15 protein-coding genes are annotated in these 11,740 nt (G+C 64.5%); 10 read left to right on the top strand and 5 right to left on the bottom strand.

The window, feature by feature from the left end; genetic code table 11:
- Nucleotides 1-7 precede the first annotated feature (7 nt).
- Genes WA070_RS01070 through cobS form a run of 4 tightly spaced genes read left to right on the top strand, consistent with a single transcriptional unit; the run spans nucleotide 8 to nucleotide 2,701 of the window.
- Nucleotides 8-415, top strand: a complete 408-nt coding sequence (locus WA070_RS01070; RefSeq protein ID WP_422632376.1) for a DUF1636 domain-containing protein — start codon at nucleotides 8-10, stop codon at nucleotides 413-415.
- A complete protein-coding gene (gene cobT / locus WA070_RS01065) occupies nucleotides 412-1,428 on the top strand; it encodes a nicotinate-nucleotide--dimethylbenzimidazole phosphoribosyltransferase (RefSeq protein WP_422632375.1) in 1,017 nt (338 codons plus the stop codon). Before WA070_RS01070 ends, cobT begins: the two co-directional genes overlap by 4 nt.
- Nucleotides 1,425-2,000, top strand: coding sequence for a histidine phosphatase family protein (locus WA070_RS01060; protein ID WP_422632374.1), 576 nt, complete (start codon nucleotides 1,425-1,427; stop codon nucleotides 1,998-2,000). The genes cobT and WA070_RS01060 overlap by 4 nt, the downstream gene beginning before the upstream one ends.
- Nucleotides 1,997-2,701, top strand: coding sequence for an adenosylcobinamide-GDP ribazoletransferase (gene cobS / locus WA070_RS01055; protein WP_422632373.1), 705 nt, complete (start codon nucleotides 1,997-1,999; stop codon nucleotides 2,699-2,701). Before WA070_RS01060 ends, cobS begins: the two co-directional genes overlap by 4 nt.
- Here cobS and cbiB read toward each other — a convergent pair.
- Both cbiB and WA070_RS01045 read right to left on the bottom strand, forming a co-directional pair.
- The gene (gene cbiB / locus WA070_RS01050; RefSeq protein WP_422632372.1) at nucleotides 2,698-3,630 is read right to left on the bottom strand and encodes an adenosylcobinamide-phosphate synthase CbiB; all 933 of its coding nucleotides are present in this window, start codon (nucleotides 3,628-3,630) and stop codon (nucleotides 2,698-2,700) included. The genes cobS and cbiB overlap by 4 nt on opposite strands.
- Nucleotides 3,623-4,639 (bottom strand): threonine-phosphate decarboxylase, encoded by a 1,017-nt coding sequence (locus WA070_RS01045; RefSeq protein ID WP_422632371.1) that lies wholly within the window; start codon nucleotides 4,637-4,639, stop codon nucleotides 3,623-3,625. Before WA070_RS01045 ends, cbiB begins: the two co-directional genes overlap by 8 nt.
- 61 nt (nucleotides 4,640-4,700) lie before the next feature.
- Here WA070_RS01045 and cobU point away from each other — a divergent pair, with 61 nt between their 5' ends.
- The 4 genes from cobU to WA070_RS01025 all read left to right on the top strand — a co-directional run bounded on the left by cobU (nucleotide 4,701) and on the right by WA070_RS01025 (nucleotide 6,888).
- Nucleotides 4,701-5,222, top strand: a complete 522-nt coding sequence (gene cobU / locus WA070_RS01040; RefSeq protein WP_422632370.1) for a bifunctional adenosylcobinamide kinase/adenosylcobinamide-phosphate guanylyltransferase — start codon at nucleotides 4,701-4,703, stop codon at nucleotides 5,220-5,222.
- Between the two features lie 167 nt (nucleotides 5,223-5,389).
- A complete protein-coding gene (locus tag WA070_RS01035) occupies nucleotides 5,390-5,788 on the top strand; it encodes a VOC family protein (RefSeq protein WP_422632369.1) in 399 nt (132 codons plus the stop codon).
- 96 nt (nucleotides 5,789-5,884) lie between these two features.
- A complete protein-coding gene (locus WA070_RS01030) occupies nucleotides 5,885-6,274 on the top strand; it encodes a ketosteroid isomerase-related protein (RefSeq protein WP_422632368.1) in 390 nt (129 codons plus the stop codon).
- A complete protein-coding gene (locus WA070_RS01025; RefSeq protein ID WP_422632367.1) occupies nucleotides 6,271-6,888 on the top strand; it encodes a GNAT family N-acetyltransferase in 618 nt (205 codons plus the stop codon). Before WA070_RS01030 ends, WA070_RS01025 begins: the two co-directional genes overlap by 4 nt.
- Before the next feature lie 37 nt (nucleotides 6,889-6,925).
- Here the strand turns inward: WA070_RS01025 and benD are convergent, their stop codons facing one another.
- Genes benD through WA070_RS01010 form a run of 3 tightly spaced genes read right to left on the bottom strand, consistent with a single transcriptional unit; the run spans nucleotide 6,926 to nucleotide 9,589 of the window.
- Nucleotides 6,926-7,711: a benzoate diol dehydrogenase BenD gene (gene benD / locus WA070_RS01020; RefSeq protein ID WP_422632366.1), complete on the bottom strand. Its 786-nt coding sequence runs from the start codon at nucleotides 7,709-7,711 to the stop codon at nucleotides 6,926-6,928.
- 10 nt (nucleotides 7,712-7,721) lie between these two features.
- A complete protein-coding gene (gene benB, locus WA070_RS01015) occupies nucleotides 7,722-8,237 on the bottom strand; it encodes a benzoate 1,2-dioxygenase small subunit (protein ID WP_422632365.1) in 516 nt (171 codons plus the stop codon).
- On the bottom strand, nucleotides 8,234-9,589 hold the full coding sequence (locus tag WA070_RS01010; protein WP_422632364.1) for a Rieske 2Fe-2S domain-containing protein: 1,356 nt from the start codon (nucleotides 9,587-9,589) through the stop codon (nucleotides 8,234-8,236). Before WA070_RS01010 ends, benB begins: the two co-directional genes overlap by 4 nt.
- Nucleotides 9,590-9,756: 167 nt before the next feature.
- On the opposite strand from WA070_RS01010, the gene WA070_RS01005 reads away from it, so the two are divergent.
- A complete protein-coding gene (locus WA070_RS01005; RefSeq protein ID WP_422632436.1) occupies nucleotides 9,757-10,683 on the top strand; it encodes a LysR family transcriptional regulator in 927 nt (308 codons plus the stop codon).
- A gap of 158 nt (nucleotides 10,684-10,841) precedes the next feature.
- Nucleotides 10,842-11,720 carry a LysR family transcriptional regulator gene (locus WA070_RS01000; protein WP_422632363.1) on the top strand — a complete coding sequence of 293 codons (879 nt, stop codon included), beginning with the start codon at nucleotides 10,842-10,844 and terminating at the stop codon, nucleotides 11,718-11,720.
- Nucleotides 11,721-11,740: the final 20 nt, after the last annotated feature.

Here is an 11,740-nt window from a genome sequence, read left to right as displayed (position 1 = left end):
AACTGCCATGCTGACCCCAGTCGATGACGGCCCCGCCGTCGTGGCGTGCAACACATGTCGCCACAGCGCGACCGACAAGGAGGATGGCAGCGGCGCACGCGGCGGCGCGCGTCTGGTCGCGGCGTTACGGGCGGTGCGGGAAAGCGATGCGCGCTATGCGGGAATCGCCGTGCAGGAAATGCCCTGCCTGTTCGCCTGCGCGGAGTTTTGCACCGTACATCTGCGCGCGCCGGGGAAGGTCGGCTATGTGCTGGGCCGGTTCGCTGCGGACAAGGACGCGGCGACCGCGATCCTCGACTATGCGATAGAATATGTCGCCAGTGATCATGGCCGGGTGCCGTTCAAACAATGGCCGCAGGGGGTGAAGGGGCATTTCATCACCCGCACGCCCCCGGCTGGCTTCGTCGCGGAATGAGCCGCTTCCCCACTGTAGCTGCATTTGATTGTGCGCTCGCCAACCTGTCCGCGCCGGACAGGGCCGCGATCGCCGCAGCCCGCGCGCGGCAGGACCAACTCACCAAACCTGCCGGGTCGCTGGGACGGCTGGAGGAGATCGCCCTGTTCATGGCAGGATGGCAAGGCACGCCGCATCCGGTGATCGAACGCGCACGCGCTGCCATCTTCGCGGGCAATCATGGTTGCGTGGTCCACGGCGTCAGCGCCTTTCCGGCCAGCGTGACCGCGACAATGGTCGCCAATTTTGCAGCGGGCGGCGCGGCGATCAACGCGCTGGCTGGCATGGCGGGGCTGGACCTCAAAGTGGTGGCGCTCGATCTGGATCGGCCCACGGCGGACTTTACGCTGGCGCCAGCCATGAGTGAGGCGGAGTGCCTAGCAGCACTGTCCGCCGGGGCTGCTGCGGTCGATCCGGACCTCCATCTGTTGGTCGTGGGCGAAATGGGCATCGGCAATTCCACCGCCGCCGCCGCGCTGTGTGCGCGGGCCTTTGGCAGTACCGTTGCGTCATGGGTCGGGCCGGGGACGGGCGTGGACGCTGCCGGAGTGGCGCGCAAGATCGGCGTGGTCGATCGCGCGATCGCCCGCCATGCCGATGCGCCCCACAGCCCGTTCGAAACTCTGCGCCGCTTGGGCGGGCGAGAAATCGCCGCCATCGGCGGGGCCGTGCTGGAGGCGCGTCGGTTGGGGATAGCGGTCGTGCTAGACGGGTTCATCACTTGTGCAGCGCTGGCGCCATTGGCAGCGGCGGTTCCGGCCATCACCGATCATTGTCTGGCCGGCCATTGTTCCGCCGAACCCGGCCATGCCCGGCTGCTCGATCGGCTCGGCCTTGAACCCCTGCTGCGTCTGGATATGCGGCTGGGCGAAGGCAGCGGCGCGGCGGTGGCGGTGGGTGTCATCCTTGCGGCGCTGGCTGCGCACAATGGCATGGCGACCTTCGCGCAGGCAGGCGTGGCCCAGAGCCTGTGAGCGACTTCCTCCTGCACCTGTTGCGTCATGGCGAGCCGGAGGGGGCCGGGCGGTTGATCGGCCATAGCGATGCGCTGCCTACGAAGGCCGGGATCGCCGCCTGCGTCGATCGTGCGCGCGGCGTGCAGATGGAGGTGCTGCTATCCTCCGACCTGTGGCGCGCGCGGCGGGCGGGGGAGGCGATCGGCCAAGCGACTGGCTTGCCCCTCACCACGGACGCCCGCTGGCGCGAACTGGATTTTGGCGGGTGGGACGGGCTGCTTGCGGCGGAGATCGACAGCGCCGCACTGGCGCGATTCTGGGATGATCCCGACGGTCATCCGCCCCCGGACGGGGAAAGCTGGTCGGGGCTTACGCATCGCGTGGCCCAAGCGATCGACATGCTGGCGGCGCGCACGACGATTGTCGTCACCCATGCCGGGGCTATGCGGGCGGCGGCGGCGCATCTGTGCGGGCTGGATGCGCGTCAGGCGTGGGCGCTCGACCTGCCCTATGCCAGCCTGCTGTCCCTGCGCATCTGGCGCGCGCCGGGCGCTCGACCGACTGCGCAGATCGTGGGCCTGCGCGCATGAAGGGGCTGATCATCGCCCTGCAATTCCTCACACGCCTGCCCATGCCACGGGTTCAGTTAGAGGGCGACGACTTCGCCCGGTCGATGCGCTGGTTTCCCGCCGCCGGGCTGGTCATCGGCGCGCTGGTTGCTGGCGCTGCCATGCTGGGATTGCGTATTGATAGCTGGACCGCTGCGCTCTGCGCGCTGCTGGTCTGGGTCGGCGTAACCGGGGGGCTGCATCTCGACGGCCTGTCCGACCTGGCCGATGCACGGGGCGCGGGACATAAGGATAAGGCAAGGTTCCTGGCGGTGATGGCCGATCCGCATGTCGGCAGCTTCGGCGTGGTGGCGATCGTGCTGCAACTGATCGCCAAGCTGGTGTTGCTGCACGGGCTGGCCGAGACCGGTCATCTGTTGGGATTGATCCTGATACCCTTCGCCGCGCGGATCGGACCGCTGCTTTGGACGCTGTGGTTGCCGCCGCTCCATGCCGGATTGGGCGCGCAATTCCGACAGGGCGTCGCGCCCCGACACGTCATTATCTGGGGGCTGCTGCTGACAGCCAGCGCGCTCTTCTATCCGGCGATGATGGCGGCGCCGCTGCTCATCTTGCTCTGGGTTCTGTGGCTCAAACGCCATGTCGGCGGCATATCGGGGGACTGTCATGGCGCAGGGATCGAACTGATCGAAACGGGCCTGCTCGCCGCCTTGCTGATCTAAAGCAACAGCATCGCGCCAGCCAACATCCACAACAAAAGGCAGGCCCGGCGATAGAGTGCCAGCGCCCGGCGAATATCGCTGGCGTTGGTATCGCTACGACCCGTGCCGATCCATGGCTTGTCATGCTTGTCGCCGTCATAGCTGACCGGCCCGGCCAGCTTCACCCCCAACGCGCCTGCCATCGCTGCTTCGGTCCAGCCCGCATTGGGCGATGCATGCAGGCGGGCGTCGCGCATCATGATCGCCCAGCCGCCGCCCGCCAGACAGATGAGCGCGCCACCCAACCGCGCCGGAACAAGGTTTGCCCCATCGTCGATCCGCGCCGCCGCCCATCCAAAGGCGCGCCATCGTTCCTCCCTGTGGCCGATCAGGCTGTCGGCGGTATTGATCGCCTTATAGGCCCAGATGCCCGGCAGGCCGAGCGCGAGCAGCCAGAAGAGCGGGGCCACCACTCCGTCGCAGAAACTTTCCGACAGGCTTTCGATCGCGGCGCGGCTCACGCCTGCTTCGTCCAGCGTATCGACGTCTCGCCCCACGATCATCGCGACCGCCTGGCGCGCGGCGGGCAGGTCGCCGCGTTCCAATGCACCGGCCACCGGGGCGACATGATCGTACAGGCTGCGCTGCGCCAGCGCGGGAAAGGCCAGCAGCGCCACGCCGATCCAGCCGAACGGGCCAAGCGCCCAGATCAGCCCCCATTGCAGCAGCCACCCCCCGCCGCCCGCCATCCCAATCAGCAGCGTCATCGTCGCGACGCCCTGCACCTGTCGCCGCGCGGTGCTATGGGATGGCCGGTTGCCCCACCGCTCGCAGGCGTCGATCACGCGCGCGAACAGGCCGACCGGATGCCCGATCCGGCGATAGAGACCGGCGGGCCAGCCGATCGCGGCATCCAGTGCCAGCGCCACAAGGGCCGTCGGTTCAACCATCGTCAAGTGCGCGATCGAGCCGGGCAAGACCTTCGGCGTCGCACGGCACGCCCAGCCGCAGCCAGCGCGGCGCATAATCGAACGGGCGCGTCAGGATGCCGCGCCGCGCCAGCCATTCGAACAGGCGCGCGGCATCGCACTCGACCAGCCGGAACAGCGGCGATGCGCCACGCGGTTCCAGCCCATGCCGACGCAGCACCGCGTCCAGCGCATCAGCCCGCAAGCGCAGCCGGATACGCGTCGCCGCGATCCAGTCGGCATCGCCATAGGCCGCAGCCCCGATGGCGATGGCCGCTGCGGAGACCGGCCAACTGCCCAGCGCAATGCGCCACTGCGCGATGATGGCGGGGGCAGCCACCGCGAACCCCAGCCGCACGCCCGCCAGACCGAAAAACTTACCGAAGGATCGTAGCACGATGACCTGCCCAGTTCCCGACATATGGGGGATGAGGCTGGCGTCCGCATGCGCATCGATAAAGGCTTCATCGACGACCAGCCACCCACCCGATCGCGCCAGCGTCGCGGCGATGGCGATCAGGTCGGCGGGTTCGATCAAACGCCCATCGGGGTTCGCCGGATTGGCGAGCAGGATGGTGCCGCCGCGCTCCGCCTCTATGGCCAATTGATCGAACCCGATGGCGCGGCTATCGGGCAGAGCCTGCCCATGCGTGCTGTAGCCGGGGCTGACATGGCGGAACGGCGGCGGCAAAGGCAGCGCGCCAAGGGTGCGCAGGCCCATCTCCGTGCCGGGCAGCGCCAGAATATGCTTGCCCTCTGCCCCGAAACAGCGCCCCGCGCTTGCCTCCAGCCCCTCCAGCGCCGCCGCTTCTGGCAGGTGCCGCCAGTCGATCGCAACATCCGCCGCGCCCGGCCATGGGTCGGGATTGATCCCGGTCGACAGGTCGATCCACGGCAGCTGCGCGGTCGCAAACGCTTTGCGCGCATCCGACAGCCTGCCGCCATGGACCGTCCATTCCGCCAGATTCATCGGTGCGCGTTCGTCGATCATATGCTGCCGTTCGCCAATCGCGCGCTATAGGACAACTAAAATCTCACGCATCGGCAGACCCATGATCCATAAATTCGAAAAGTCGCTTCTGGTCCTTGGCGGCGCGCGCTCGGGCAAGAGCCGCTTTGCGCAGGCACAGGCAGAATCCTTGCCGGGCGACCTGATCTATATCGCCACCGCCCAGGCCTTCGATAGCGAGATGGAAGACCGCATCGCCCGGCATCGCGCCGTGCGCGGGCCGCGCTGGCGCACGGTCGATGCGCCGCTGGCGCTCGCCGACGCTATCATGGCGCATGGCAGCCCCGATACCGTTCTGCTGGTCGATTGCCTGACCCTGTGGGCATCCAATCTGGTGCTGCGCGAACAGGATGTCGGCGCGGCGATCGCTGGCGTGACCCGCGCCATCGCACAGGCTCCGGGCACGATCATATTGGTGACGAACGAGGTGGGGCTGGGAATCGTGCCCGACAATGCGCTGGCCCGCCGCTTTCGCGACGTGGCTGGCGATATCAATCAGGCCGTGGCGGCCATCATCGACAGCGCAGTGTTCGTGGCGGCAGGTTTGCCGATCATACTGAAATAGCAAATAAGCCCTGCCTATTATGCCTCATATGACATTGTATATTTCAATATAACTATATTAACGCATCTTTGGCTTAATGCTAGACGATTTGGTGAAGGCGCGCCGGGCGTAGCAGCCGCAGCGTGGCCCCGTCCTGACATGGAACAAAATCGTAAGGAAACCGGATTATGGCGATTATTTCTGGCGATGGCGTTTTTTCCCACACCACTTTGGGGGCGACGGATCTGTCGCTATCGACGGCCTTTTACGACGCCGCGCTGGCGCCGCTGGGCATCAGGAACATGGGCCCATTCGGAGACAATATCGTCCTGTATGGCAAGGATAAACCGGCGCTTCTTGTGCTCAAGCCCATCAATGGCGATGCGCCGTCCAGCAATGGCGTGACCATAGGCTTTGCCGCGTCCACGATGGCGGATGTGGACGCGTTCCATGCTGCCGGTCTTTCCGCCGGGGGCACCTGTGAAGGCGCAGCGGGGCCGCGTGGCAATTTGCCCGGCGCCTATGCCGCCTATCTGCGCGATCCGGCGGGTAACAAGATCTGCGCTTATAGCTTTACGCAGGAATAAGCCGAGGGCGGCGGCAGGGCAGGAGCCAAAGCCGCCCTGCCGCCACCGGGGTTTTTCAAGCGCGATTTAAAGCCGAAGACGGAGAGGGACAGGGACGTGAAACTGCTGCAAAATTATTATGATGCGTTCAATCGCAGCGATAGCGGCGCGATGCTCGATCTGTTGGCGGACGATATTGTGCATGAACCCTCACAGGGATCGGTGCGGAGGGGGAAGGCCGCCTTTGCCGCGTTTCTCGACCATATGAACCAGCGCTATCGCGAACAGGTGATCGATCCGGTCTTCATGGCGTCGCCCGATGGGCAGCGCGGCGCGGCCGAATTCTGGCTGGAGGGAAGCTATCTTGCAACCGATGGCGACCTGCCGCCCGCGCGCGGCCAAACATATCGGCTGCGCGTCGGGGCGTTTTTCGAAATTGTGGACAGCAAGATCGTCCGGGTCAGTAATCATTATAATCTGGCCGACTGGCTGGCCCAGATCGCATGACGACTGCCGCGTCCAGCCTTGAGGATCCGGCCGCGCAGGTCATCGTCGAACGCATCGGTCGCGACGACATGTCGCTGCGCGCACTGGCGACGCTGCGCATGACGGTCTTTCGCAGTTGGCCCTATCTCTATGACGGCAGCATCGATTATGAGGCTGGTTATATAGCGGAATTTCTGAACGATCCCGAAGCCGTCCTGATCGTCGCGCGGGTTGGGCACATCCCTGTGGGCATGGCTACGGCGTCTCGGCTGGCAAGCCAGTCGGACAGCGTGAAAGCGCCGTTCGTCGCCGCAGGGATCGACCCTGGCGCATATTTCTATTTCGGCGAATCCGTACTGCTGCCGCAATTTCGCGGGCTTGGCATCGGCCACCGCTTTTTTGAGGAGCGGGAGGCCGCCGCGCGCGCCGCTGGCGCAACGCACAGCCTGTTTTGCGCCGTCGCGCGACCTGACGATCATCCGATGAAGCCCAAGGATGCACGCGATCTGTCCAGCTTCTGGCAGGCGCGCGGATATCGGCTCGCCCCCCGCTTCGAAATCGAGATGGGGTGGAAAGAAGTCGGCAGGCCCGAGGAAGAGCCGCATCGCATGCGCTTCTGGATGCGGGCGCTTTGATCCGTCGGCCCGGCGTCCAAAAGCGAGCCGGTCCGCCTCAGCCGGTGTCACCCCCCGCGACCGGCAGGACCGATCCCGTCACATAGCTGGCCTCGTCCGACGCCAGGAAGAGGATGGGGGCGATCTGTTCGTCCAGCGTGCCGTAGCGCTTCATGAAGGCCGACGACGTGACCTGCTCCACCGCCTGCGCCATCCAGGCCTGTTCCTCCGCAGTATCGCCTTGCGCATTGCGGGGGATGCGGCGCGGCGGCGCCTGCGTGCCGCCCGGTGCCGTCGCCACGACGCGGATACCGGCCTGCGCATATTCCATCGCCAAAGCCTGTGTCAGGCCATTGATTCCGCCCTTCGCCGCCGAATAGGGCACGCGCCGGATGCCGCGCGTGGCGTTGGACGACAGGTTGACGATCGTGCCCGCGCCCTGATCCAGCATCGTGGGCAATACCGCGTGACAGCCATAAAGCGTGGGCATGAGCGAACGCCGGATTTCCGCGTCGATCTGCGCCGGTTCGAACTGCGCATAGGGCCGCATGCGGATCGCCCCGCCGACATTGTTGATGAGTATGTCGATGCGTCCGAAGGCGGCGCATGCGGCGGCCATGGCCTGCGCCGCGCCGTCATAGGTTTCGAGGTCGCACTGCACCGACACCGCCTTGCCACCTGCCGCCACGATCGCGTGCTCGACATCGCGCACGCAGTCCGCCCGATCGACCAGGACGACGCTCGCCCCCTCGGCCGCCGCGCGGGCGGCGACGCCAGCACCTATGCCCTGCGCCGCGCCGGTCACGACCATCACCTTGCCTGCAAACCGTCCTTGAAAAACCATCGCCCGCCCCTCAGACATGATAGATGTCGATCACCTGATGAATATAATCATCCTTCAGAACGATCTTCTTCTTCAGGATGGCGGGCGTCGCGCCCGTCGTGTCGAGCGTTACGAAGCTGGTGCCGAAAAACTGCTGCGTCTGCTGGTAACGGTGACTCAACGTATGCCAGTTGTAACGCAGGTCGATCGCTTCGGGCCGTGTGTCCATTATTTCGACATTGGCGATGAAATGCGACGTACGCGCTTCGGGCGTGCTGGCCGACGAGCGTTCGGTTTTAAGGCGATAGACGCGATCCTCCAGCCCTTGGCGATTGCCATAATAGATCAGCGAAATTTCCCGATGCGGATCGGTCGTCAGTGCGTCATCGTCGGTCCAGGCGGGCATCCAATATTCGCAATCGTCCGCATAGCATGTCAGCCATTCGTCAAGCGCGCGGTCGTCCAGCAGCCGCGCTTCGCGATAGAGGAAGGTGCATATGTCGTTGTAGGTAAGCGCCGCGCGCTGCGTGTCGAGGGCCAGGCTCACAGGGCGGTCTCCATCACCGGGTTGGCGCTGGCGTCCTTGGCCATGCCGTCAAGCAGTATCTGCGCCCAAAATTCATGCTGGCGCACGAACAGGCCTTCATCCTCGCTGCGTTCGCTCGACAACAGCGGGTTCATGCCCATCGCGGTCGCATTGGCATCCGGCCCCGCGATCCAGCGGGTCGCGCCACGGCTAAGGTCGTTCCACAGATCGCCCGCGCCTTCATAGGCCGACTGGCAACTGCGAAATTCCTCCAGATCGTCGGGCGTGCCCATGCCCGTGACGTTGAAGAAATCCTCATATTGGCGGATTCGATGCGCGCGGATGTCCGCACTTTCCCCCTTTGGGGCGTAGCAATAGATGGTGACTTCGGTCGTGTGGACGTCGATCGGCCGCACGACGCGAATCTGGGTCGAAAACTGGTCCATCAAAAACACGTTGGGATAGAGCGCCAGATTGCGGGTCTGTTCCAGAATGAACTTCGCGCGGTCTGCGCCCAGCCGTTCGACAAGCTGGTCCTTGAGGGACCAGACCGGCCGCACCTGCGGGTTCAACAACTGCGTCCACAGCAGGATATGGCCATGGTCGAAACCATAGACGCCGCTGGCGGGCGCTTTCGACCAGCCGTTCGCGTCGACGGCCTTGGTGCCGCCCTCCGCGCGTCGCCCCATGGTGGACTGGTAATTTTCGTGGACGGAGCTGACATGATAGCCGTCGCATCCATTTTCCATCTGCATCTTCCAGTTGCCGTGGAAGGTATAGGTCGAATTGCCCGCCAGCACCTCCAGCCCGTCGGGTGCCTGGTCCACCATCTGGTCGATAATGACCTTCGCCTCGCCCAGATGATCGGCAAGGTCCAGCACGTCATGATTGAGCGAGCCGAAGATGAAACCGCGATAGCTTTCCACCCGCACTTTGGTCAGGTCGTGCGACCCGTCATGATCGAAACTGTCGGGATAGGCGCCCGTGCTCGCATCCTTCGCCCGCAACAACGTGCCGTCTGTCTTGAAGCTCCACCCATGGAAGGGGCAGACGAACAACGGCTGGTTGCCACGCTTGCGACGGCACAGCTTGGCCCCGCGATGGGCGCAGGCGTTGACGACGCAGTTCAGGCCGCCATCTTTGGCCCGTGTCAGGATTACCGGGGTGTGGCCGATCCAGGTCGCGAAATAATCGTTCTTCTGTTCGACCTGGCTTTCATGGGCCAGATAGACCCAGTTATTTTCAAAGATATATTTCATTTCCAGAGCGAACAGGTCCGGGTCGGTGAACACGTCCCGCCGACAGCGGAACAGGCCATTTTCCCGATCATCGACCACGGCTGTTGCGACACGCTGCATCAGATGGTCGGGCATGATCCTGTCTCCTCAGGCTATTATATGGTTCGCCTCCACCTAAGCGGGGCGAAGACGGTCGATCCGCCCGTTTGGAGGCGGAACGCTCCGCACGGGGCTATGCCAGCCGATGCGGCATGGCAAAGACCGTTGCGGTAATGGGTCTATACCTGTAGGGTATTGAGATGATGGATCTGCGCCTTCTTCGTTACTTCGTCGCGGTCGCGGACGAGGGCAATTTCAATCGCGCCGCCGCCCGGCTTCACGTCGCGCAGCCCCCGCTGTCCCGCGCCATCCAGCAGCTTGAGGCGCATGTCGGCGCGCCGCTGCTCGACCGCGCGACCCGCCCGCTGCGGCTGACCGAAGTGGGCAAGCTGCTCTATGCGCAAGCCCTGCAGCTGCTGGCCCGGATGGAGGATGTCGATATGATGGTGAAGGCGGCGGCCGTCAGCCAACGTCGCCAACTCGTCATCGGCTTCGTCGCGTCGACCATTTACGCGCGGCTGCCCGAACTGATCCGGGGATTTCGGCAAGCGGCGGATCAGGTCGAATTGATTCTGGTGGAAAGCAGCACGGTCGAACAGATCGCGGCGCTGAAGGATGGGCGGATCGACATTGGCTTCGGGCGTATCCGGCTGGACGATACTGCGGTTCGCCGCATCGTCCTGCGTAACGAAAAACTTGTTGCCGCATTTCCGATCGGCCATCCGCTGGCCCAGCTGGACGGCCCGGTTTCACTGCGGGAACTGGCCGCCGAGCCGCAGATCATCTACCCGCGCATGCCGCGACCCAGCTATGCCGATCAGGTCATTTCGCTGTTCCACGACCATGGACTGGAACCGCGCATCGCGCACGAAGCACGCGAGTTGCAAATCGCGATCGGGCTGGTCGCGGCGGAAGAAGGCATGGCGATCGTGCCGGAATCCGTGCGCCGCGCCCGCAGCCATGATGTCGCGTATCGCGAACTGGTCGAACCTGCGACGTCGCCGATCATCATGAGCCACCGACCCGACGACCGATCGCCGGAAATCGCGCTGATGATCGAAGTGATCGCGCGTAAATATACCGACTGGGGATATGACGTCCCCACAGCCATGCGGGCGGGCGACTACTGAAGGGGAGGCGTCAGTCCTGCGTGACCAGCATGGTCGCGCGGATCGCCAATATCCCGTTCTGACGATCATCCACGGGTCCATGAATATGCTCGACCATTAAGCCGGAGGGGGGCTAATAGGGGCATAGGTCAAGGCAGCAGGTCGTTTGCAGGGATAATATGTCGCATTGGGACGGGATTGACGAATTCATAGCGGTCGCCACGACCGGTTCGTTCACGCGCGCTGCCAAGGCGATCGGCATGTCGCCGACCCATGTCAGCCGTTCGATCATCGCACTGGAACAGCGGGTTCAGGCGCAGCTGTTTCACCGCACGACGCGCACGGTGCGCCTGACCGATACCGGGCGGGTGTTCTTCGAACGGTGCGAACGCATCGCGCAGGAACGGGACGAGGCGATCGCGCTGATCGGGGAAAAGGGCGAGCCGCAGGGAGAACTGCGCGTCACCTGCTCCACGGCGATGGGCGAACGGTTCGTGGCGCCGATCATCCGGCGCTTTGCGATGCCGCATCCCAAACTTAATGTGACGATCGACCTGTCCAACCGGGTCGTGGATCTGGTGGCGGAGGGCTATGATCTGGGGATACGCACGGGCATCGTCGTCGATCCCCGGTTGATCGCGGCGCGGGTCGCGTCCCGCACCCTCTACACATGCGCCGCGCCCAGCTATCTCGCGCAGGCGGGCACGCCCCAAATGGTGGCGGATCTGGCGCGCCATGAATGTATCGGCGGGACCAGCGGGTCGTGGCATTTTTCCGAAGGCGGCGTCGAACAAACCTATCATCCCAAGGGCCGCTTTCGCTGCAACAGCGGTCAGGCGGTGGTGGAGGCGTGCATTGCCGGGCTGGGTATATGCCAGCTGCCCGACTTCTACATCCTGCCCTATCTCAAACATGGCATGCTCGTGCGGATCCTGACCGATGTTCAGCCGGACGACGAACCGATATGGGCCGTCTATCCGCAACGCCGCCACCTGCTCCCCAAGATTCAGGGCGTTGTCGATAGCCTGCAACATGAACTCGCCGCTGCCATGCGGTAGCGCGCGCAGTCGGGAAGCCA

The sequence above is a fragment of the Sphingobium sp. genome (assembly GCF_049304695.1).
Taxonomy (GTDB): Bacteria; Pseudomonadota; Alphaproteobacteria; order Sphingomonadales; family Sphingomonadaceae; genus Sphingobium.
This window is presented reverse-complemented; position numbering and strand designations above follow the sequence as displayed.

Excerpts from the sequence above, each read along its gene's own strand:
- cobU (WP_422632370.1), top strand. The coding sequence starts at position 4,701 with ATGATCCATAAATTCGAAAAGTCGCTTCTGGTCCTTGGCGGCGCGCGC.
- WA070_RS01025 (WP_422632367.1), top strand. The coding sequence starts at position 6,271 with ATGACGACTGCCGCGTCCAGCCTTGAGGATCCGGCCGCGCAGGTCATC.
- WA070_RS01070 (WP_422632376.1), top strand. The coding sequence starts at position 8 with ATGCTGACCCCAGTCGATGACGGCCCCGCCGTCGTGGCGTGCAACACA.
- WA070_RS01000 (WP_422632363.1), top strand. The coding sequence starts at position 10,842 with ATGTCGCATTGGGACGGGATTGACGAATTCATAGCGGTCGCCACGACC.
- WA070_RS01005 (WP_422632436.1), top strand. The coding sequence starts at position 9,757 with ATGGATCTGCGCCTTCTTCGTTACTTCGTCGCGGTCGCGGACGAGGGC.
- cbiB (WP_422632372.1), bottom strand. The coding sequence starts at position 3,630 with ATGGTTGAACCGACGGCCCTTGTGGCGCTGGCACTGGATGCCGCGATC.
- WA070_RS01045 (WP_422632371.1), bottom strand. The coding sequence starts at position 4,639 with ATGATCGACGAACGCGCACCGATGAATCTGGCGGAATGGACGGTCCAT.
- cobS (WP_422632373.1), top strand. The coding sequence starts at position 1,997 with ATGAAGGGGCTGATCATCGCCCTGCAATTCCTCACACGCCTGCCCATG.
- WA070_RS01035 (WP_422632369.1), top strand. The coding sequence starts at position 5,390 with ATGGCGATTATTTCTGGCGATGGCGTTTTTTCCCACACCACTTTGGGG.
- benD (WP_422632366.1), bottom strand. The coding sequence starts at position 7,711 with ATGGTTTTTCAAGGACGGTTTGCAGGCAAGGTGATGGTCGTGACCGGC.
- WA070_RS01010 (WP_422632364.1), bottom strand. The coding sequence starts at position 9,589 with ATGCCCGACCATCTGATGCAGCGTGTCGCAACAGCCGTGGTCGATGAT.
- cobT (WP_422632375.1), top strand. The coding sequence starts at position 412 with ATGAGCCGCTTCCCCACTGTAGCTGCATTTGATTGTGCGCTCGCCAAC.